This is a genomic window from Streptomyces sp. NPDC042371, assembly GCF_056437465.1.
Genome location: NZ_JBWKAP010000012.1, coordinates 177147 through 198538 on the forward strand (window position 1 = coordinate 177147; position 21392 = coordinate 198538).

Sequence of the window (21392 nt, forward strand, 5' to 3'; positions counted from 1 at the left end):
CGCGCACCGCCGTCGATGGTGGTCACGCGTCCTCCTTCCGGTCCGCCCGCAGGACGAGCAGCATGAGCGCGACGGTGACGACGAAGACGACGACGGAGATGGCCGAGGCGTAGCCGACGCGCCCGGTCAGGCCGGTGCCGACGCGCTGGACGAGCATCACGAGCGTGGTGTCCTCGCCCGCGGGGCCGCCGGTGGGCCCCGCCATCAGATAGACCTCGGAGAACACCTTGAACGCGGCGACCGAGGAGAGGGCGGCGACGAGCACCATGGTGGAGCGCACGGCGGGGACGGTGACGCTGAAGAAGCGGCGCACGGCCCCCGCCCCGTCGACGGACGCGGCCTCGTGGAGCTCGCGGGGCACGTTGGCGAGCGCCGCGAGGTAAATGATCATGTAGTAGCCGAGGCCCTTCCAGACCGTGACCGCCATGGCGCTCAGCAGGAGGAGCCACTGGTCGCTGAGGAATCCGGCCTTACCGACCCCCACCGCCTCCAACAGGGCGTTGACCAGGCCCCGTTCGTCGAGCATCCACACCCAGATCAGGCCGACCACGACGATGGAGGCGACCACCGGCGTGTAGAAGGCGGAGCGGAAGAACGTGATGCCGGGGATGTGCTTCTGGACCAGCAGGGCGAGCAGCAGCGGCAGGATGACGAGCGCGGGCACGACCCCGAGGACGTACAGCGTGCTGTTGCGCAGGCCGATCCAGAACATCTCGTCGTGCCACAGCTCCTGGAAGTTGGCGAAGCCGACGTAGTCGCCCTCGATGAGGGTCCGTTTGTCGGTGAACGCGTTGTTCAGCGTGCTGAGGAACGGATAGAGGATGAACACGCCGACGATCACGAGGCCCGGCGCCGCGAACAGCCAGGGGCTGCTGGGCAGTTGGCGCCGGATGCCGCGGCGGGGGCCGCGCCCGTCGGGGCGCGGCTCCTTGCGTACGGCGTCCGCGGTGGCGACGTCGGTGGGGGCGGCCTGGGAGGCGGTGGGGCTCTTCATGGCGGTACCGGTTCCTGGTCTCAGCTCTGCTGCAGTAGCCGGTCGCAGTTCTTGACAGCGTTGTCAAGTGCTTCCTTGGGGCTCTCCTTGCCCTGCAGCGCCTTGGCGACGGAGTTGCGCAGCTCGACCTTCATCTGCTCGCTGAAGAGCACGGGGGTGTAGTTCACCGCGGTCTTGATGGACTTGGCGGCCGCCACGCGCACGCGCGTCTCGTCCTTGCCGTCCTGCTTGGTGAAGTACGGGTCGTCGAGGGAGCCCTCGGTGCTCGGGAAGATCGCGACCTTCTTGGCGAACTCCATCTGGCGCTGGGCGTCGGTGACGTAGTGCGCGAAGGCCACGGCGGCGGGCGTCTGCTTCGTCTTGGTGTTCACCATGACGCCCATGACGTACATGTTGTCCTTGCCGGTGCTGCTGATCTGCGGCGTGATGCCGATGTTCTTGTAGAGCCGCGGCGCGTCCTTCTTGAACTTCTCCAGGTCCAGCGCGCTGCCCGGGTTCATGGCGACGGCCTCGGTGAGGAACTTCTTGCCGGTGGACTCGGGCGTCGCGGTCAGCGCCTGCCCGTCCAGGGCCTTCGCGTCGTACAACTTCTTGTACTTGGTGAGGAGTTCGACACCCTTGGCGTCGTTGAAGGTGAAGCCGGTGCCTTCCTTGTTCATCAGCGGGACGCCGTAGCGCCCGAAGTCCTCGACGGTGGGGACGTTGGCGAGCGTGGCGACCTTGCCGTCGCTCTTGTCGGCCAGCTCCAGGGCGTCGTCGAAGAGCTTGTCGTACGTCGTCGGGGGCTTGTTCTCGTCGAGCCCCGCATCCTTGAACAGGCGCTTGTTGTAGAAGAGCGGCCCGGTGTTGAGATACCAGGGGAAGGCGAACGTCCCCTCCATGCCCGGTATCTGGTGGCTCTTCCAGGCTCCCGGGAGGTACTCCTTCTCGTACTTCCCCGCCGACTTGTCCAGGTCCAGGGCGAGGCCCGCCTTGGCGAGCGGGGCGACGAGGTCGGGCGAGACGTTGACGACGTCCGGCAGGGTGCCCGCGGCCGCGTCGGCGCTGATCTTGTCGGCGTAGCCCTCACCGGGCTGGTCGACCCACCTGACCTTAGTGCCCGGGTACTTCGCCTCGAAGCCGTCGACGACGCCCTCGAAGTACGACTTGAAGTTCGCCTTCAGGTTCCAGGTCTGGAAGGTGATCTCACCCTCGACCTTGCCCGACGCGTCGGTCGAACCTCCGCCGTCGTCTCCGTCACCACAGGCGCTCAACGGCAGCAGGACGGCGAGGACGGCGCCTGCGGCGACGGCTCTGCGGGGATTACGGGAGATACGCACGGTGAAACGGCTCCTTTGCTCGGCCCAGCGTGAGACGGCGGTGACTGCAACCGTCCGAGCCGGGCAATCCACGCCGAGGCAGACCCTGCATGGAACTGTGGCGCAAAGTCAATGGATTCGTGGAACATAAATCGAAGATCGGTCGATCATCCGGACAACCGAGCAGGTCAGAGAGGCATGTTGAAGGTCTTGCAGCAGAGGACTAATGCGCTTTAGAGTCTGAGCGCTCAAGCGCATTAGTATCCGGGAGCCAGGAAAGGGGCAACGGGTGCAAGGCAAGCGGTCACCGGCGCGCCGGCCGACCATGAAGGACATCGCGCGCCGCGCCGGGGTCTCCGAGAGCGCCGTCTCCTTCGCGCTCAACGACCGGCCCGGCGTCTCGGACATCACCCGTGACCGGGTGCGCAGGGTCGCCGAACAGTTGGGCTGGCGGCCCAGCACGGCGGCGCGCGCCCTGTCCGGCGAGGGTTCGGCGACGGTGGGCCTCGTGGTGGCGCGCCCGGCGGCGACCCTGGGCGTCGACTCGTTCTTCCTGCAGCTGATCTCCGGCGTCCAGGAGGTCCTGGCGGAGCGGCACCTGGGACTGCTGTTCCAGGTCGTGGAGGACGTCGACGCCGAGTGCGCGGTCTACCGCCGCTGGTGGGCGGAGCACCGGGTGGACGGCGTCCTGGTGGTGGACCCGCGCACGGACGACCCGCGGCCCGCGCTCCTCGACGAGCTGGGGCTGCCCGCGGTGGTGACGGGCGGCGTGCCCGACCCGGACGCGGGGCACCCCGGCCTGTCCACGGTGTGGGCGGACGACGCGGGCGCGATGGCCTCGGTCGTCGGCCATCTGCATGCGCTCGGGCACCGTCGCATCGTGCACATCGCGGGCCTGGAGGGGCTCGCGCACACCGAGCGCCGCATCCGCACGCTGCGCGTCGAGGCGGCGGGCCGCGGCCTGTCCGGGGTGCGTTCGGTGACGACGGACTACTCCGACGCCGAGGGCGCCGCCGCGACCCGGCGGGTCCTGGGGTCCGCCGAGCCCCCGACGGCGCTCGTGTACGACAACGACGTGATGGCCGTCGCCGGGGTCGCCGCCGCCACCTCCCTCGGCTTCACGGTCCCGGACGACGTCTCGGTCGTCGCCTGGGAGGACTCGGCGCTGTGCCGCTTGGTGCACCCGTGGCTGACGGCCCTGTCCCGGGACACGGTGTCCTTCGGCAGGACCGCGGCCCGCGAGCTCCTCGCCCTCCTCGACGACGGACCCGGGGCCACGGTTCAGGTGCCGCTGCCCCGGCTCATCGAACGCGAGAGCACGGGGCGGGCACGAGGGTGACCCGGTGTCACGCGGGCGGTCCGGGAGGCCACGGCAGCCCGGCGAGGATCGGCAGCAGCGATTCCTCCTCGTAGTCGAGGTGGGCCGTCAACTCCGTTGCCATGCGCGCGAGTTCGGCACGGAACCGTACGGGGTCCGCGCCCCCGGCAGCCGCCAGGAGCCCGGCGAGTTCGCCCTGGATGCGGGCCACCTTCCGGTGCTCCTCGGCGAGCCGGTCGAAGGTCTCGCGCAGCTCGGGGTGGTAGCCCGCCATGGTGGGGAAGAGATGTGCGTCCTCGCCGGTGTGATGGAACTCCAGGGCGTCGCAGAACGCCAGGCAGTGCTGCCGGATCTGCAGACCGAGACCCGGCGACGGCGGGGCGCCCGGCCCCCGGTGACCGGCGAGCGCGGCGAAGTACGCGTCGGCCTCGTCGCGCACGTGCCGCAGCTGGCCGCGCAGCCAGAGGTGGACCTGGATCATCTTGTCGGCGAAGTTGGTGGCCTCTTCGGGGATGTCGGCCTCGTGCGCGGGCCGTTCCAGGACGACGACCGGCAGGATCCGGCTCGTCCGCGCCTGGTACTCGCCGTATCCGGAGTCGGCGGCCACCACCCGCCCGAAGAGCCGGTCGCGCCGCTCCCCTTCGGCGGGGACTGCGACGGCCTCGAACGTCTCGGTGCCGAGCTCCACGCTCACCGTGGGGTGCGTAAGGACGTTGTGGTACCAGTCGGGGTGGCGCGGGCCGCCGAGGTCCGACCCGACGATCAGGAGCAGGCCGCCGTCGCGGACGTAACCGAGCGGGGTGGTGTGCTGCTTGCCGGACTTCGCGCCGGTGGTGGTGAGCAGGAGGAGGTCGCCGCCCTCGAAGGGGCCGCCGACCTTTCCGCCGGACGCTCGGAACTCGTCGATGACGGACTGGTTGAAGGGTGTGGGCATGACGGTGTCGCATCTCCGTACGGGGTGCGCGGGACCGCGTCGGCGGCATCGGCCGACGGCGTTCGTCGCGGTGGGAACGAGGGGAGTCGCGGGCCACGCAGAAGGCGTGACCGGCGGCGCGCGCAAGGCGCGCAAGTCAGGCGATGGCCTGGCGGTGAGAACTCATGACGTACTCATCGGCGTCGTCCCTGAGTGAAGGTGCTCGCCCGCTCGCCGACCTGCCCACTGCTCTTCGGTCGGCGCCACGCGGCACGAGCACCATTACAGTCACCCACTCCCCCGCATGTCAACGCGGTCCGGCTCACGCCTCCGAGCGGTAGAGGCCGAACTCCGCGATCCGCACCGTGCTCCGCGACCGCGTCACCCGCAGCCGCCACCGCCGCGCGGTCACCGGCGCGGCGAGCGTCAGGACACGGCTCGCCCCCACCGTGTCCACCTCGGTCACGGTCTCCCACCCGTCGCCGACGCGTGCCTCGACGACCGCGTGCTCCACCTGCTGGCCGTGCCGGATGTCCTCAGCGAGCCGGATCCGGTCGACCTCGTGCGCCCGCCCGAGGTCGACGGTGACCGTACCGGCCGCCCGGTCGTGCCGCGGGTGCCTGCCGTGCGCGAGGTCCGCGGGCAGCTCGCGCCGGACGCGCTCGCGGAACTCGCGCAGCCGCGCCACGTCCGCGTCCGGGAGCAGACCGCGCCGGTCCGGCGGAATGTTCAGCAGGAGCACGGAGTTGCGGCCGACCGAGCGGAACCAGATGTCCGTCAACTGCTCGACGGTCTTGGGCTGTTGGTCCTCGTGGTAGAACCATCCCGGCCTGATGGACACATCGCACTCGGCGGGCCACCACTGCAGGTACTGGGCGACGGAACGCGCCTCGGCGAGCGCCTCGCGGCTGCCCTGGTCGGGCGCGTCGTACTTGAGGGCGTAGTCGATGCTGCCGTTGCCGGAGTCCTTGACGGGGACGACGCTCCACTCGTTCTCGCGCGCGAGACCGCCTTCGTTCCCGACCCAGCGCACGTCGGGGCCGCGCACGGCCATGGTGGCGTCCGGGGCGAGCGCGCGGATCAGCGCGTACCAGCTGTCCCAGTCGTACGTCTCCACCTTCTCCGGCGGGATGCGGCCCTGGGCCCCGTCGAACCACACCTCGTCCACGGGGCCGTACTCGGTGAGTACTTCGTAGAGCTGGTTGAGCATGTGGGCGCCGTAGTCGGTGGCGTCGAGCGTGAAGGAGCGCGGCCGGGAGCCCGCCCGGTCGTCGCCGGGCACCAGGGTGGGGATGGTGCGCGACGAACGCTTGCTGCCGTTGGCGTAGACGCCGTCGAGGTACTGGTTCTCGTCGGCGGGCGAGATGTAGACGCCGACCTTGATGCCGTACCGCCGCAGCGACTTGGTGAACGACCGGAGCACATCGCCCTTGCCGCCCTGCCAACTGCTGCTCACGACGCTGTGCCGGGTGTAGCGCGAGGGGTAGAGCACGAAGCCGTCGTGGTGCTTGACGGTGAGGATGGCGAGCTTGAATCCTCCGTCGCGCAGGGCACGCGCCCATTGGTCGGTGTCGAGCGCGGAGGGCTGGAAGACGTCCGGGTCCTCGTCGCCGGTCCCCCACTCCAGGCCGGTGAAGGTGTTGACGCCGAAGTGCAGGAACGCGGTCTGCTCCAGCTGCTGCCAGGCGATCTGCCGTGCGGTGGGGCGGACCCTGGCCGCTTTGGCGACCAGCGTCGCGGGGGTGTCGGTGGGGCCGATGCGGATGCGGCGGGGCGGTTCTGCGTCACCTGGCCGTGCTCCACCGGGCCGAGGGGTGGCGGCCGCGGCGAGCGCGGTGCTCGACGCCCCGACGGACGTGGTGACGGCGGCGGCCATGAAGAGGCGTCTGCTGACGGTCATCGGGTGCCGATCTCCTTCGGGAGTCAGAGGGGGGAGCCGGTCAGTGTGCGGTCAACGTCCAGGTGGTGGGCGGCCGTTGGTCCGGGCCAGGAGCTGGAGCAGGGTCCTAGTGCCGTAGAACGCTCCGGCCTCGCGGGCGCCGGTGATCTCCAGTCGCTCGCCCGCCCGCAGGTCGTAGCCCTCGGCGCCGAGGGGTTTCCGGGTGCGGTCGACGTCGATCACGACGTCTCCGTCGCGCGCCGCACCGCGGGCCACGGGGACGCGTCCCTTGCCCGCGGCCTTCAGGTCGTCGGCGAGCGTGGCGGCGACCCGGCGCGACGCGGGATCGCGTGCGACGAGGCGGGTGCCGGGGCCGTAGTGGAAGCTTCCCTCGGCGGGGGTCCAGTCGGTGAGCGCGGGGACGGTCGTCGGGGGCGCCTCGGCACTCTCCTGAGCGGTGGCCGCCGGGAGGGGCGCCGCGAGCAGCAGGGCCGCCGCGACGGCGGCCGTTCCCGGGAGTCGGCGTCGGCGGGGCAGCCGTGGCCTCCGGGACGGCCGGGACTGCCGGGACTGCCGGGGCGCGAAGAGCGAACGCAGTTCGGTCATGAGGTCCGATGATTCAAGCGCCCCACAAGGGTGTCAATGCATCGTGCGCCCCGGGGACTTGGACATTTACGCTGCCCCTCGCCAGCATCCGGCACCGCGATTCGGCCGGAACCATCGGATGAATGACCCTCCGGACACACCTGTGCCCCCGGCCATGGAGGGCAGGGGGCACGTGGCGAAGCGGACCGGTGCGGTACCGGACCGGTGACGACTCAGTCGATACGGCTCAGTCGATACCGGGGAGGATGTGCGGCTCGGCGAGGTCGTCCTCGTAGCCGGCCAGACGGATGGGGGCCGCTTTGGCCCACGCCTCCAGATTGCGGAGCTTCTGGGGCCGTCCGGCCCCTTCGCCGCCGCGTTCCGCCGGTCGCTTTTCGTGCTTCGTCAGATCTGGTGTCACCGCGCACTCCTTTGTGTCGCGTAACGGAAGGACAAGGGCAGTTCGGTCGCGGTGGCGCCGTTCTCTGGCGGGACCGCGGCCGTGGTGCCGGCCTGTCCCCGGAGCGGCCGGGAGATGCTTGTGGATCTCCCGTGGCCGCCCGTTCGCACTACATTAACCAAATGAGCGCGCCCGCGCTCGATGGGGGCCTGAGTCGGAGTGGATTCCGGACAAAGGCGCCCTTGCGGCCTCCTGGGGCCGCGGGGGCCGGGGCTCCCCGAGCCCCGGACGGGACACACACCCGACGGCACCGCCGGGCGACGGGCACGCACGGGTGCATCTCGGCCACCACCTGTGACGACGCCGGATGTTGGGGCTGCGCGGCGGGCCCGGTCACGGCGGGCGCACGACCGGTCACGACTGGCGCAAAAGGGACAGCCGGTCCGGGTCGCGCGGTATGCGGCGACCCGGACCGGCTGTCCGAGGACTGAGACGGCGTCTCAGCCGTTTACCACTTGCCCGGCTCGTAGTCCTTGAGGAAGACGCCGTACACGTCCTCGCCCGCCTCGCCGCGCACGACCGGGTCGTAGACGCGGGCGGCGCCGTCGATCAGGTCGAGCGGGGCGTGGAAGCCCTCCTCGGCAAGACGCAGCTTGTCGTAGTGCGGGCGCTCGTCGGTGATCCAGCCGGTGTCCACCGAGGTCATCAGGATGCCGTCGGTCTGGAACATCTCCTGGGCGCTGGTGCGCGTGACCATGTTCATCGCGGCCTTCGCGGCGTTGGTGTTCGGGTGTCCCGCGCCCTTGTAGCCACGGCCGAAGACGCCCTCCATCGCCGAGACGTTGACGATGTGCGCCCGGCCGCTCGGCGCCTTCTTCGCGGCGTCGGCCATGGCCTGGCGCAGCGCGCTGATCAGGATGAACGGCGACGTGTAGTTGCACAGCTGGGTTTCGAGGAGCTCCACGGGGGAGATCTGCTCGATGGTCTGCACCCAGGTGTTGCTGTCGACGACGTCAGGGACGAGGCCGCCCGCGTCGATGGCGGTGCCGTCGAGGTGCCTGGCGACGCTGGCGTTGCCCGCGACGAGGGCGAGGTCGGCGACCTTCTGCGCGTCCAGACCGCTGGTGCCCAGGGGCAGCGCGGCGAGGCCGTCGACCGCGCCCGAGTTGAAGGCGCCGATGACGGAGTGGGCGGGCAGCTCCCCGGCGGGCAGCGGCGCACTCTCGCCCTCGACCAGCGCGGCGTAGGCGGAGGGCAGGCGGCGCACGGTCTGCGTCGCGTTGTTGATCAGGATGTCCAGCGGGCCCGCCGCGGTGAGCCGCTCGGCGAGGGCCACGGACTGGGCCGGGTCGCGCAGGTCGATGCCGACGACCTCCAGGCGGTGGATCCAGTCGGCCGAGTCGTCCATCGCCTTGAAGCGGCGGATGGCGTCCTTGGGGAACCGGGTCGTGATCGTCGTGTGGGCGCCGTCCCGGAGGAGGCGCAGCGCGATGTACATGCCGATCTTGGCGCGGCCGCCGGTGAGCAGCGCGCGCTTGCCGGTGAGGTCGGCGCGGGCGTCGCGCTTGCTCCGGTTCAGCCGGGCGCAGTCGGGACAGAGCTGGTGGTAGAAGTAGTCGACTTCCACGTACCGGGCCTTGCAGGTGTAGCAGGAGCGCGGGCGCTGGAGTATCCCCGCGATCCGGCCCTCCTCCGTCTGCGACGAGGGCAGCAGGCCCTCGGTCTCGTCGTCGATGCGCTGCGCGGAGCCGGTGGCGGTGGACTCGGTGACGGCCTTGTCGTGGGCGGTCTTGGCGGCGCGGCGCTCCTGGCGGCGGCGCTGCTTCACCGTCCGGTAGATCCCGGCCGTGGCCCGGCGCACGGCGATCGCGTCCGGGTGGTCGACGTCCAGCTTGTCGAGCTCGTCGAGCACGGCCAGGCAGACGGCGAGACGGTCCGGGTCGATGCCGGGGCCGTACGCCTCGTGCTCGACGGGCCCCTCCTGGCTTGCGTCTGTCACCGTCATCGCCGCTGTCCTCGTGTCCATCCGTGCCACGGCGCATCTGGTCGTCCGCGGAAGCTCCAAAAGGAGGAGTTTACGTAGCGGCGGGCCTGCTCACCAAACCCGTGTCCCGGGCGCACACCGCCACGAGGGCGTCGATCTCGTCCCGCAGGCTCTGCGCGAGGAGCGCCAGGTCGGGCACGGCCGCGGCGTCCGCGACCAGCCCGTAGTGCACCCGCCCCCGGTAGGTGGAAACGGCGACGGCGAGCGACTGCCCACGGGCGAGCGGCGCGAAGGGGTAGACCTCGGCGAGGCGGCAGCCGCCGAGCCGCAGTCCGATGCCGGGCAGCGGGACGCTGGTGACGAGGATGTCGAAGAGCAGCCGGGCGGCTTGCGCGACGACGGGGCCGCCGATCCGGTGGCCGAGCGACGGCACGTGCTCGGCGAGCAGCGCCACGGCTCCGGCGCCCCGCTCGGGGCCCGCGTCCTTGTTGCGGTCCATGGCGGCGCGCACGCTGCGCAGCCTTTCCAAGGGATCCTCGTGGCCGACGGGGAGCCGGACCAGATAGCCGGAGAGCCGGTTGCCCGGGGGCTGCGCGGTGCGGGGCCTGCGCCGGGAGACCGGGATCAGGGCGCGCGGCTCGACTCCCTCGCTGCAGTCGCCGCGCTCGTCGAGCCAGCGGCGCAGGGCGCCCGCGACCACGGCGATCAGTACGTCGTTGACGGTGCCGCCGACGGCTTTGCGCACCTGGTGCACGTCGTCCAAGTCGAGGACGACTCCGGCGGTGCGGCGGGTGCCGGTGGCGGCCGAGGCGAGCGCGGCGCAGGAGCGTACGCCCAGGGTCGCGCGCGCCACGGAGGTGCCGATGCCGAGGGCCTGACCGACCTCCGCGACGGTGCCCCGGACGCGCTCCGGAAGCTTGCGGGGATCCAGGACCGACCACGGGGAGGCCGCGGGGACCGGCGGGCGCTCGCGGGAGGCGGGCAGGTCGACGGGGTCGAGGAGGGCCGCGCCGAGCGTGAGTGCGCGCAGGCCGTCGGCGAGGGCGTGGTGGAACTTGAAGAGGACCGCGAAGGACGTGCCGTCGGCGCCCGGCAGCACGTGCGCCTCCCACGGCGGCCGGTCGCGCTCCACCGGACGCTGCATCAACTCCCCCGCCGTGGCGTGGAAGTCGGCGACGGGGGCCGTGAGCCGGATGTGTTCCAGCGGGTCGAAGGCGGGCATCGGTACGCGCGTCGCGCCGCCGACGGGCAGCAGGACGGAACGTATGCGCATGCGAAGTCCGGGCACGGCCGCCGCGCGGGCCGCGAGAAGCCCGGCGGCGCGGTCCGCCGCGTCGGGCCCGTCGGCCTCGAAGACACCGAGCGCCCCCAGATGCATGGGGTGTTCGGCGGTCTCGATGTTCCAGAAGGCCAGATCGAGAGGTACGAGCAGGTCAGAGCTCTGTGCAGACGATGAAGTCACGGACTCGCTCTCGCGTCGAGGACGATGCGGGGCTGACGGACGTGAGTCAATCGCTCCTGACGACTACGGTCAAGTACGATCTTGCTACGTAGAGTTAACGACAAATTAAGGCCGTAACTGCCCCTCGATGTCCGCTTCGGTCACGATTGGGCACGCCTTCAAATAACCTGCACAGCGAATGTGCACTCCGGTCACGCAATTCGGTCCCCGCGGCCCGTGAATTTCCATGCATTGACCACACGGATCACCCTTCGACGGGTAAGTGTCCGATTTGTTGGAAGGAGTCGCTCCGCATCCTGGATTCCCGTCTGTGAATCTTGTGAAGGAGCTGCCGCGACGCGGTGAACCTGCCTGCACGCAGCGGTGATACGGCGTCACAACCGCGCCGAACCGTCGCTCCGTCGATTGGATGTACGAGCTGCGAACGTGCTTTGATCCTGGCCGCCGCGGAATTCGAATCCCCAGATTCCGCGGAGCTGGAAACACCTATGCACCATTCATGAGAAGGGCAGTCTCACACCATGAACAACGTCCCCCAGGTCGAGACCCTCGAGATTTCCGACGCCGACCTCGACAACGTCTCCGGCGGCCTCGTTGCCGGTGTCGCGGGCAACGTCACCGACACCGTTGACTCCATCGCCCCGGTCTCGGGCGTCGTTGGCGGCGTCGTCGGCACGGTCGAGGGTGCCACCGGCCTCAACACCGGCGCCGTCACCGGCCTGGCCTCCGGCCTGACCGCCGGTCTCTGAGCCTTTTCGCTCATCGAGACGCCATGATTCGTGAGCCCCGGAACCTGAGGTTCCGGGGCTCTCGGACGCATCGGCGCAGCAGCCCCAGGCTCAGGCACAGTGCTCAGGCACAGTAAGGGAAGCGTTCCGTGCAGTTCCGCCAACAGGCCCTGTCCAAACTGCAGTCGCCCGAGGAACTCGACCTGCCGGTGCGCTACGCCCGCCCCCAGGGCCTGCTCGTCCTCGCAGTCACCCTCGTCGTCATGGCCGCCTCCGGTGTCTGGGCCGTCACCGGATCGCTCTCCTCGACGCTCCGCGCACCCGGCATCCTCACCCACGGCCAGGGCAGTTACGTCCTGCAGAGCCCCGTCACCGGTCAGGTGACCCGCGTCCTGGCCGAGGAGGGCAAGCGGCTCGCCGCGGGCGCCCCCGTGCTCAAGGTCCGTACGGAGCAGGGCGACAAGGTCGTGCGCGCGATCGCCGCGGGCCGGGTGACCGCGCTCGTCGCCAGGATCGGCACCGTCGTCACCACCGGCGCCGACGTGGCGACCCTGGAGCGCGTGGCGGGCAGCGACGACCCGCTCACGGCGATGCTCTACGTTCCCGCCGACAGCGCGGCCACCGTCCCCGTCGGCGCCTCGGTGGATCTCACCGTCCAGTCCGTGCCCACGGAGCAGTACGGGACGCTGCGCGGCCGGGTGAAGGCGATCGGCCGCGCCGCCCAGAGCCGACAGAAGATCACCGGCTTCCTCGGCGACGGCGAACTGGCGAAGCAGTTCACCAAGGACGGCCCGCCCGTGGCCGTCCTCGTACGGCTCGACCCGTCGTCCGCGACCAAGTCCGGCTACGCCTGGTCGACCGCCTCAGGCCCGCCCTTCGCGCTCGACTCCATGACCACGGCCACCGGCGCCTTCCACCTCGCCGAGCAGCGCCCGATCGATTGGCTGCTTCCGTGACCGCTCCCAGCCCCTCCCCAGCACACCAGCAGCAACTGCCGCCCCCCGGCGGCCGTCGCAGGCACCGCCCCGACGACCCGCCCCGCAACCGCCGCCGCGCGGCGCCCCGCCCCGCCTCCAAGGGCAGGCGGCCCAAGACCGTCCGCACTCCCACCGTCCTGCAGATGGAGGCCGTGGAGTGCGGCGCCGCCGCCCTCGCCATGGTGCTCGCCCACCACGGACGGCACGTCCCCCTGGAGGAGCTGCGCATCGCGTGCGGCGTCTCCCGCGACGGCTCACGGGCCAGCAACGTCCTCAAGGCGGCGCGCAGTTACGGTCTGACGGCCAAGGGCATGCAGATGGAACCGGCCGCGCTCGCCGAGGTGAAAGCGCCCGCGATCCTGTTCTGGGAGTTCAACCACTACGTCGTGTACGACGGCGCGGGACGGCGCCTCGGCCGCCGCGGCGTCTACATCAACGACCCGGACAAGGGCCGCCGCTTCGTGCCGTCCGAGGACTTCGACACCAGCTTCACCGGCGTCGTCCTGGTCCTCGAACCCGGCGCGGACTTCCGTCCCGGCGGCCGCAGGCCCGGCGTCATGAAGGCCCTGCCCGCGCGGCTGCGCGGCACCACGGGCACGATGCTCGCCGCGCTCCTCGCCAGCCTGCTGCTCGTCGCGGTCGGCGCGGCGCTGCCCGCGCTCAGCCGGACGTACATCGACCTGTTCCTGGTCGGCCATCAGACCTCGCTGCTCGGGGCGCTGTTCGCCTCGATGGGCGCGATGGTGGCGCTCACGGTGGTGCTGACCTGGCTGCAACAGGCGAATCTGCTGCGCGGCCGCATCATCTCCTCCACCCTCGGCAGCGCCCGCTTCCTGCGCCATCTGCTGCGCCTGCCCGTCACGTTCTACGCCCAGCGCTCCCCCGCCGACCTCGTGCAGCGCCTGGCGTCCAACGACGCGGTCGCCGAAACCCTGGCCCGCGACCTCACCGCCGCCGGGGTCGACGGCATCGTCGTGCTCCTCTACGCGGCGCTCCTTTGGACGTACGATCCGCAGCTCACCCTCGTCGGTGTCGGCATCGCCCTGTTGAACATCGTGGCGATGCGCGTCGTCATCCGGCTGCGCGCCACCGGCACCCAGAAGCTGCGCGCCGACAGCGCCAAGCTCACCAACACCTCGTACACCGGCCTGCAGCTGATCGAGACGATGAAGGCCACCGGCGGCGAGAACGGCTACTTCCGCCGCTGGGCGGGCCAGCACGCCACCACGCTGGAGGAGCAGCAGCGCCTCGGGGTGCCGAGCGCCTGGCTCGGTGTCGTCGCGCCGACGCTGGCGACCCTCAACAGCGCGCTGATCCTGTGGATCGGCGGTCTGCGCGCGGTCGAGGGGCATCTGTCGATCGGGCTGCTCGTCGCCTTCCAGGCCCTCGTCACCCGGTTCACCGCGCCGATCACCCGCCTCAACGGCGTCGCGGGCCGCATCCAGGACTTCGCCGCCGACGTCGCCCGCCTCAAGGACGTCGAGAACTTCCCCGTCGACACGCTCTACTCGCGCCCCGAACCCGCCGCAAGCACGCGCCGCCTCAAGGGGCACGTCACCCTCGACGACATCACCTTCGGCTACAGCCCCCTGGACAAGCCGCTCCTGACCGGCTTCTCGCTGTCGGTCGGGCCGGGCCAGCAGGTGGCGCTCGTCGGCGGTTCCGGCAGCGGCAAGTCGACGGTCTCCCGGCTGATATCGGGCCTCTACAGCCCGTGGGAGGGCACGATCCGCATCGACGGACAGCGTCTGGAGGACATCCCGCGCGGCGCGCTCTCCGCCTCCGTCTCCTTCGTCGACCAGGACGTCTTCCTCTTCGAGGGCACGGTCCGCGACAACGTCGCCCTGTGGGACCCCTCCATCCCCGACGACGCCGTGGTGGCCGCCCTTCAGGACGCGTGCCTGTACGAGGTGGTGGCCCGCAGGCCCGGGGGCATCCACGGCCGCGTGGAGCAGGACGGGCGCAACTTCTCCGGTGGGCAGCGCCAGCGCCTGGAGATCGCGCGGGCCCTGGTCCGCCGCCCGAGCATCCTCGTGCTCGACGAGGTCACCAGCGCCCTGGACGCCGAGACCGAGCAGGTCATCATCGACAACCTGCGCCGCCGCGGCTGCGCCTGCGTCGTCATCGCCCACCGCCTGAGCACCGTGCGCGACAGCGACGAGATCGTCGTGCTCGACCACGGCCAGATCGTGGAACGCGGCCGCCACGAACACCTCGTCACCGCCGGTGGGCCCTACGCCGACCTGGTCAAGGAGCACTGAGGTGACCTCCGTACCGGAACAGCACGCCTACCCGCACGACACGGCCGACCCGGTCGCCGCCGCCTTCAACGCGCTCGGCACCCCGGCCGACTGCACGGGACTGCGCAGCGTGCACCTGGAGGGCCCGCAGGTGCTGTGGCTCGTCGTGGCGGGCGCCCTCGACCTGTTCGCCGTCGACGCCGTGCAGCAGGGCCACTGGCACTACCTGGGCCGCCTCGAACCGGGCACGCTGCTCCTCGGGCCGGTCGAGGGTCCCCAGCACACCCTCGTCGGCCGCCCCCTCCAGGGCTGCGAGCTGCGCCGGATCCCGCTGCGCGAGCTGTATCGCCCGGACTACGGCGACACCTGGTCCTACGAGCAGCAGTACCCGAGTCAGTACGACACCCAGGACGCGGCCCTGAGCCTGCTGGAGCACGCCTTCGCGCTCGGCATCGGACGCGGCCACCGGGTCCTGTTCGAGGCGCCGCTCGACGGCCGCACCATGGGCGACGAGGTGGTGGCCGACGACGACATCCTCTGGATGCCGGTGGCGCCGGGCAGCGTGCAGTACGGCGCCGCCTACAGCGCGGAGGCCGCGGGCGATCTGCTCGTCGACGCCACGATGTGGCAGCGGATGGTCAACCAGCAGTACCGGCTCCTTTCCACGCTCGACCGGTGGATCGAGCGGCTGGAGCGGGCCCACGAGGACCGTACGGCCGCCGGTATCAAGGCGGGCGAGAGCGTCCGTGAGCAGGCCGACCGGACGCTGATCGCCTCCATCGGCCGCTCCGGGCGGCGCGGTGCGCGCCGTGCGGAGTCCGGCGGCGGTGCCGACGCGACGTACGCCGCCTGCCGACTGGTCGCGGGGGCGGCGGGCATCACGCTGTCCGGCGCCGCGGAGGGCGGTGCGGTGAGCGACCGGATCGATCCCGTGGAGCAGGTCGCGGTGGCCTCGCGGATCCGCACCCGCGCCGTCCGGCTCGACGGGCGGTGGTGGCGTGAGAACGCGGGCCCGCTCGTGGGGCACCGGGCGGCGAGCGGTGCGCCGGTCGCACTGCTGTGGCGGCGCGGTGGCTACGAGTCGGTGCACCCGACATCGGGGCGGCGCACCCGCGTCGACGCGGCCAACGCCGACGAGTTCGAACCGCAGGGCGTCATGTTCTACCGGCCGCTGCCCGAGCGGCCGTTGACGCCGTGGCGGCTGTTCCGCTTCAGCCTGCGCGGCACCGGCGGCGATGTGCGCAACCTCGCGCTCGCCGGTCTGGTGACCGTGGCGATCGGCGCGCTGGTGCCGATCGCGACGGGGCAGGTACTCGGGGTGTTCGTGCCGAACGCCGAGAAGAGCCTCATCGTCCAGGTGTCCCTGGCCGTCATGATCACCAGCATTGTCTCGGCGGCGTTCATGCTGCTCCAGAACCTCACCGTGCTGCGGATGGAGGGACGTATGGAGAGCACGCTGCAACCGGCGGTCTGGGACCGGCTGTTGCGGCTGCCGACGCGCTTCTTCGCCGCGCGCTCCACCGGCGAACTGGCGAGCGCGGCCATGGGTGTCAGCGCCATCCGCCGGATCCTGTCGGGGATCGGCCCCGTCGCGCTGCAGGCAGGCTCGGTCGGCGCGATGAACCTGGTCCTGCTGCTGTTCTACAGCGTCCCCCTCGCCCTGGCCGCGCTGGCGATGCTGGCCGTCATCGCCGCCGTGTTCCTCACCCTCGGCCTGTGGGAACTGCGCTGGCAGCGGCGCCTGGTGGAGCTCGGCAACAAGCTCAACAACCAGGCGTTCCAGACGCTGCGCGGGCTGCCCAAGCTCCGCGTGGCGGGCGCGGAGAGCTTCGCGTACGCGGCCTGGGCGGGCGAGTTCGCGCGCAGCAGGGAGCTGCAGCAGCGGGCAGGCCGCATCAAGAACGTCACCACGGTCCTGAACGCCGTCTATCTGCCGCTCTGCACGCTCGTCATGTTCGTGCTCCTCGCGGGCCCGGCACGCGGGAGCCTGACCGCGGGTGAGTTCCTCACCTTCAGCACCGCCGTGACGATGCTCCTGACGTCCGTCACCCAGCTCACCGGCGCGCTGATCTCCGCTGCCTCGGTGCTCCCGATGTTCGAGCAGATCAAACCGGTGCTCGACGAGGCTCCGGAAGTGCGCTCCGGCAGCACGCAGCCGGGCGAGCTGCAGGGCGGGATCGAGGCGCGCGGCCTGTCCTTCCGCTACACCGACGACGGCCCGCTGGTCCTCGACGACGTGTCGCTGGCGATCAGGCCCGGCGAGTTCGTGGCCGTCGTCGGCCCCAGCGGCTGCGGCAAGTCGACGCTGCTGCGGCTCCTGATCGGCTTCGACGAGCCGGTCTCGGGCAGCGTGCTCTACGACGGACAGGACCTGTCGGCCCTGGACCAGTCGGCGGTGCGCCGCCAGTGCGGTGTCGTCCTGCAGAACGCCCAGCCGCTCACCGGGTCGATCCTCGACTGCATCTGCGGTGCCGAGTCGTTCACGCAGGAGGAGGCGTGGGAGGCCGCCGCGATGGCAGGGCTCGCCGAGGACATCAAGCGCATGCCGATGGGCCTGCACACGATGCTCTCCGGCGGCGGGGCGGTCTCCGGCGGCCAGCGTCAGCGCCTGATGATCGCCCAGGCCCTGATCCGCCGTCCGCGTGTCCTCTTCTTCGACGAGGCGACGAGCGCCCTGGACAACGAGACGCAGCGCACGGTCATCGACAGCACCCGTGCCCTCAACGCCACCCGCATCGTGATCGCCCACCGCCTCTCCACCGTCATGGACGCCGACCGGGTCGTCGTCATGGCGGAGGGCCGCGTCGTGCAGCAGGGCCCGCCCGCACAGCTGTTGGCCGATACGGGCGGGCGACTGCACGAACTGGTGCGGCGGCAGATGCGGTGAGGCCCGCTGTTCCGAGGAGTGGAGCGGGCCGCTATTCGGGGCGGTCCGCTATTCGGTGCGGGCCTCGGCCGCGGCGCGGGCCGCGTGCGGAAGCGCGTCGAGGATCCTGGTCACCGCGCGGTCGTCGTGGGCGGCCGTGACGAACCACGCCTCGTACACGCTCGGCGGCAGGGCGACGCCGCGGTCGAGCATGGCGTGGAAGAACGGCGGGAACCGGAAGGTCTCCTGCGCCTGTACGGCCTCGTAGTCCCGGGCCGGTTCCGGCGCGAACAGGACGGAGAACAGGTTGCCTGCGGACTGGACGGTGTGGGCGACACCGGCTTCCGTGAGCGCCTCGGACACCGCCGCCCGCAGCGTGCCGCTGACCCGGTCGAGTCGGGCGTAGGTCTCATGGTCCGCGAGCTGGAGCGTGGTGAGCCCGGCCGCGACGGCCAGGGGGTTACCTGACAGGGTGCCTGCCTGGTAGACGGGCCCGTTCGGAGCGAGGTGCTCCAGGACGTCGCTTCTGCCGCCGACCGCGGCCACGGGCATGCCGCCGCCGATGACCTTGCCGAAGGTGACCAGGTCGACGTCGTAGGGCGGTTCGGCGGAGCGCATCTTCTCCAGGCCCCAGTAGCCGTCCGGCGCGACCCGGAACCCGGTGAGGACTTCGTCGAGGATCAGCAGGGCGCCGTGCTCGTGGGCGATGGAGGCGAGGGCCTCGTTGAATCCGGGATCGGGCGGGACCACCCCCATGTTCGCGGCCGCCGCCTCGACGATGACGGCCGCGATGCGCCCCGGGTGGGCCGCGAAGGCGGCGCGCACCGCGTCGGGGTCGTTGTAGGGCAGGACCAGGGTCTGCTCGGCGATCGGCTCGGGGACACCGGCCGACGCGGGCAGGCCGAAGGTGGCCACGCCGGAGCCCGCGGCCGCGAGGAGGCCGTCGGAGTGCCCGTGGTAGTGACCGGCGAACTTCACCAGGAGCGGCCTGCCAGTGAAGCCGCGTGCCAGGCGGATCGCGGTCATGGTCGCCTCGGTGCCGGTGGACACGAGCCGCAGTTCGTCGATGAGGCCGCCGGTCGCACGGGTGCCGCCGAGCCGTCGGACGACCAGCTCGGCGAGCTCGGTCTCGGCCGGGGTCGTGGCGCCGAAGGACAGCCCGCGGGCCGCGGCGTCCTGCACCGCGGAGACGACCTCCGGGTGGGCGTGACCGAGGATCGCCGGCCCCCAGGAGGCGACGAGGTCGACGTACTCACGCCCCTCGACGTCGGTGACGTACGGACCGGAGGCGGAGACGAGGAAGCGGGGCGCGCCGCCGACCGAGCCGAACGCCCGCACCGGTGAGTTGACGCCGCCGGAGATGACCTTCTGGGCCCGGGTGAACTCGGACTCGTTGCTCGTCCCGCCGGTCGGAGCGGGCGAAGCGTGGGAACTGGTTGGAGCAGCCATGCAGTCAGTCTAGGGCGGTGCCCGATCTCGTCGCGCGCAGCGGCGCGCCGCCAAGTTCCTTGCTGAGCAGGCCAGTTCGGGCAACGCGCGAGTGGAGCACGGGTGGAGTGGCGGTGGAACTCGGGTGGAGCATCAACAGCCCCAGTCGTCACTTTCGGACAGGTTGCCGAGCCCGCTCCCCCGCCTGGTGGCCCCGCGTCTGGAGAACCGGCGTCGCTGGTGGGGAGCTTGACCGCGACCCCGCGGAACGGCTCCCCGAGGGCCCGCGCTGACTTGAATCGCCGGGTCCCGTGGACACTACACCGACCTCTCGTTACGGTCGGTCGAATGCTGACAGCGAGGCTGCACGGAATCGGGGACCTGCGCGTCGAGGACGAGCCCGCGCCGGAGGCCGGGGCGGGCGAGGTCCTGGTGCGGGTGACCGCGATCGGGATCTGCGGATCGGACCTGCACTGGTACGAGGACGGCGCGATCGGCGACGCGAAGCTGAGCCGACCGCTCGTGCCCGGGCACGAGGGCGCCGGGGAGATCCTGACCGGGCCGCGGCGCGGGGAGCGGGTCGCGATCGACCCGGCGTTCCCGTGCGAGGCGTGCCGGGCATGCCGGGAAGGCCGCCAGAACCTCTGCTACAACATCGTGTTCTCCGGGCACGGGGTGACGGACGGAATGATGCGCGAGGTCATGCCGTGGCCCGCGCACCGGCTGCACCCGCTGCCCGACACGGTGTCCGACGCGGGCGGCGCGATGCTGGAACCCCTGGGCGTCGCGCTGTGGTCGATGGACCTGGGGCAGGTGCCGTTCGGTGGCACGGCGGCGGTGGTGGGCTGCGGGCCGCTCGGTCTGCTGCTGATCCAGCTCCTGCGGGCCGCCGGGGTGTCCCGCCTGATCGCGGTCGAACCGCTCGCGCACCGGCGCGAGGCCGCGGCCAAGTGGGGCGCCGACGAAGTCCTGGACCCGACGCCCGGCTCCGAGGTGGCGGGCTCCGGGGCGGCCGACGGCGACACCTCCCTCCCTGACTTCTCCGCGTACGGCGTCGACGTCGCCTTCGAGATGGCGGGGAACGACGACGCGGTCCACATCGCCATGGAGTGCGCACGGCCGGGCGGACGCGTGGTGCTCGGCGGCATACCGGGCTCGGACACGACGACGTTCCGTGCCTCGCTCGCGCGCGGCAAGGAGCTGACCGTCGCCATGGTGCGCCGGATGGGCGAGGTCTACCCGCGCGTCATCGATCTGGCCGCGCGCGGTGTGGTGGCGCTCGACCCCCTGGTCTCGTCCCAGGTACCGCTGGCCGACGCATCCGCCGCGTTCGCCGATGCGCAGCGCCGCTCCGGCCACAAAGTCGTCATCACGCCTTCTGCATACGCTTGTTGCGCGCCGAATCGCGGCATGACGCATCGCAATACGCGGCAGGCCGCACGGCGTGGCGATGCGCGCGGCGACGGGGCGGACAGAGGGCGGAATCGAGGACGCCGGAAGCGGCACGATCCATAACGCTGCTATTCTCGCCGCTTCCGCCCATGAGAGTCCCACGGCGTCCATGCCGCCGCCGAGTTCGGAGTTCCGGCAGTGCTTTTCGACGTCACCCGCAGCGAGCTCACCGGCATCTTCGGCGAGGACGGGCTCACCACTCTGCCCACCACCGCTTTCCCGCCCTCCGCGGCGGACACCGAGGGCGCCCGCCTCCTGCAGACCGTCGGCGTCCCCACCGGGACCTTCCACCTGCGCGAACCCGACGAGGACTCCGGCCTGCTGCCCCTCGTCCAGGACGTCGTCGACGCCGAGGACGCCGAGGACTTCGAGGACGCCCCGCAGGACGCGGGCCAATGGCCCGTCTTCGGCTGGCTGCTCAACGCCCACCTCGCCCTCGACCCCGGTTCCGGCAAGGTGTACGCCTTCGACCCCGACGAGCAGACGGTGCAGGAACTCCACACGGACCTCTCCTCCTTCGTCCAGGTCGCCGTCCGGTTCCAGCGCCTCCTCGAAGAGTTCACCTTCAACAGCGACGACGAGGAAGCCGACTTCGAGCGCCTGAACTGCGAGGTCGAGCGCATCCGTCAGGAGACGAGCAGCATTGACCCGCTGCCCTTTCAGGACGACTCCGGGGAAGACGACACCGTCTGGTCGGTGTTCGGCGAGGAGATCGCCATGGGCCAGCACTTCACAGGCGACCGCTTTCGGACTGCCTGAAGACTTAGGGCCAATGACCTAGTCCCAAGGGGTCCATTCAGGTCACACCCATCCTTCTCCAACTGGCTTGTTCCGGCCCAGTGATGGCACCTCTCTAAAGGGACGCCAA

Annotated in this window: 16 protein-coding genes; 7 read left to right on the plus strand and 9 right to left on the minus strand. The window is 71.2% G+C overall.

Features of this window, described 5'->3' with window-relative positions; all coding sequences use genetic code 11:
• Window positions 1-22: 22 nt before the first annotated feature.
• Together AC068B_RS32195 and AC068B_RS32200 are read right to left on the minus strand one after the other, a co-directional pair.
• The gene (locus AC068B_RS32195) at window positions 23-994 is read right to left on the minus strand and encodes a carbohydrate ABC transporter permease (RefSeq protein ID WP_478675060.1); all 972 of its coding nucleotides are present in this window, start codon (window positions 992-994) and stop codon (window positions 23-25) included.
• A gap of 20 nt (window positions 995-1014) precedes the next feature.
• Window positions 1015-2313, minus strand: coding sequence for an extracellular solute-binding protein (locus AC068B_RS32200; protein ID WP_356267272.1), 1299 nt, complete (start codon window positions 2311-2313; stop codon window positions 1015-1017).
• A 304-nt stretch (window positions 2314-2617) separates the two neighbouring features.
• Here AC068B_RS32200 and AC068B_RS32205 point away from each other — a divergent pair, with 304 nt between their 5' ends.
• Window positions 2618-3631 (plus strand): LacI family DNA-binding transcriptional regulator, encoded by a 1014-nt coding sequence (locus tag AC068B_RS32205; RefSeq protein WP_478675061.1) that lies wholly within the window; start codon window positions 2618-2620, stop codon window positions 3629-3631.
• Between the two features lie 7 nt (window positions 3632-3638).
• Here the strand turns inward: AC068B_RS32205 and AC068B_RS32210 are convergent, their stop codons facing one another.
• The 6 genes from AC068B_RS32210 to AC068B_RS32235 form a co-directional block, all read right to left on the minus strand.
• Window positions 3639-4544 (minus strand): nitroreductase/quinone reductase family protein, encoded by a 906-nt coding sequence (locus AC068B_RS32210; protein WP_478675062.1) that lies wholly within the window; start codon window positions 4542-4544, stop codon window positions 3639-3641.
• A 301-nt stretch (window positions 4545-4845) separates the two neighbouring features.
• On the minus strand, window positions 4846-6423 hold the full coding sequence (locus tag AC068B_RS32215) for an alpha-L-fucosidase (protein WP_478675063.1): 1578 nt from the start codon (window positions 6421-6423) through the stop codon (window positions 4846-4848).
• A 51-nt stretch (window positions 6424-6474) separates the two neighbouring features.
• Window positions 6475-7008 (minus strand): glycoside hydrolase family 20 zincin-like fold domain-containing protein, encoded by a 534-nt coding sequence (locus tag AC068B_RS32220; protein WP_478675064.1) that lies wholly within the window; start codon window positions 7006-7008, stop codon window positions 6475-6477.
• A 226-nt stretch (window positions 7009-7234) separates the two neighbouring features.
• Window positions 7235-7408 carry a hypothetical protein gene (locus AC068B_RS32225; RefSeq protein ID WP_468565204.1) on the minus strand — a complete coding sequence of 58 codons (174 nt, stop codon included), beginning with the start codon at window positions 7406-7408 and terminating at the stop codon, window positions 7235-7237.
• Between the two features lie 487 nt (window positions 7409-7895).
• Window positions 7896-9392 carry an SDR family NAD(P)-dependent oxidoreductase gene (locus AC068B_RS32230; RefSeq protein WP_478675065.1) on the minus strand — a complete coding sequence of 499 codons (1497 nt, stop codon included), beginning with the start codon at window positions 9390-9392 and terminating at the stop codon, window positions 7896-7898.
• A 70-nt stretch (window positions 9393-9462) separates the two neighbouring features.
• Window positions 9463-10833: a wax ester/triacylglycerol synthase family O-acyltransferase gene (locus tag AC068B_RS32235; protein WP_478675066.1), complete on the minus strand. Its 1371-nt coding sequence runs from the start codon at window positions 10831-10833 to the stop codon at window positions 9463-9465.
• 521 nt (window positions 10834-11354) lie between these two features.
• Here AC068B_RS32235 and AC068B_RS32240 point away from each other — a divergent pair.
• The 4 genes from AC068B_RS32240 to AC068B_RS32255 all read left to right on the plus strand — a co-directional run bounded on the left by AC068B_RS32240 (window position 11355) and on the right by AC068B_RS32255 (window position 17665).
• On the plus strand, window positions 11355-11582 hold the full coding sequence (locus AC068B_RS32240; RefSeq protein WP_478675067.1) for a type A2 lantipeptide: 228 nt from the start codon (window positions 11355-11357) through the stop codon (window positions 11580-11582).
• Between the two features lie 128 nt (window positions 11583-11710).
• The gene (locus AC068B_RS32245) at window positions 11711-12517 is read left to right on the plus strand and encodes a hypothetical protein (protein WP_478675068.1); all 807 of its coding nucleotides are present in this window, start codon (window positions 11711-11713) and stop codon (window positions 12515-12517) included.
• Window positions 12514-14799, plus strand: a complete 2286-nt coding sequence (locus AC068B_RS32250; protein WP_478675069.1) for an NHLP family bacteriocin export ABC transporter peptidase/permease/ATPase subunit — start codon at window positions 12514-12516, stop codon at window positions 14797-14799. Before AC068B_RS32245 ends, AC068B_RS32250 begins: the two co-directional genes overlap by 4 nt.
• 1 nt (window position 14800) lies before the next feature.
• Window positions 14801-17665 (plus strand): NHLP bacteriocin export ABC transporter permease/ATPase subunit, encoded by a 2865-nt coding sequence (locus AC068B_RS32255; protein WP_478675070.1) that lies wholly within the window; start codon window positions 14801-14803, stop codon window positions 17663-17665.
• Between the two features lie 48 nt (window positions 17666-17713).
• Here the strand turns inward: AC068B_RS32255 and hemL are convergent, their stop codons facing one another.
• Window positions 17714-19093, minus strand: a complete 1380-nt coding sequence (hemL, locus tag AC068B_RS32260) for a glutamate-1-semialdehyde 2,1-aminomutase (protein ID WP_478675071.1) — start codon at window positions 19091-19093, stop codon at window positions 17714-17716.
• 327 nt (window positions 19094-19420) lie between these two features.
• Between hemL and AC068B_RS32265 the strand changes: the two genes are divergently transcribed.
• Both AC068B_RS32265 and AC068B_RS32270 read left to right on the plus strand, forming a co-directional pair.
• Entirely contained in the window at window positions 19421-20587 is a 1167-nt protein-coding gene (locus tag AC068B_RS32265) for a zinc-dependent alcohol dehydrogenase (protein ID WP_478675072.1), read from the plus strand.
• 75 nt (window positions 20588-20662) lie between these two features.
• Window positions 20663-21283, plus strand: a complete 621-nt coding sequence (locus AC068B_RS32270; protein ID WP_478675073.1) for an SUKH-4 family immunity protein — start codon at window positions 20663-20665, stop codon at window positions 21281-21283.
• Window positions 21284-21392: the final 109 nt, after the last annotated feature.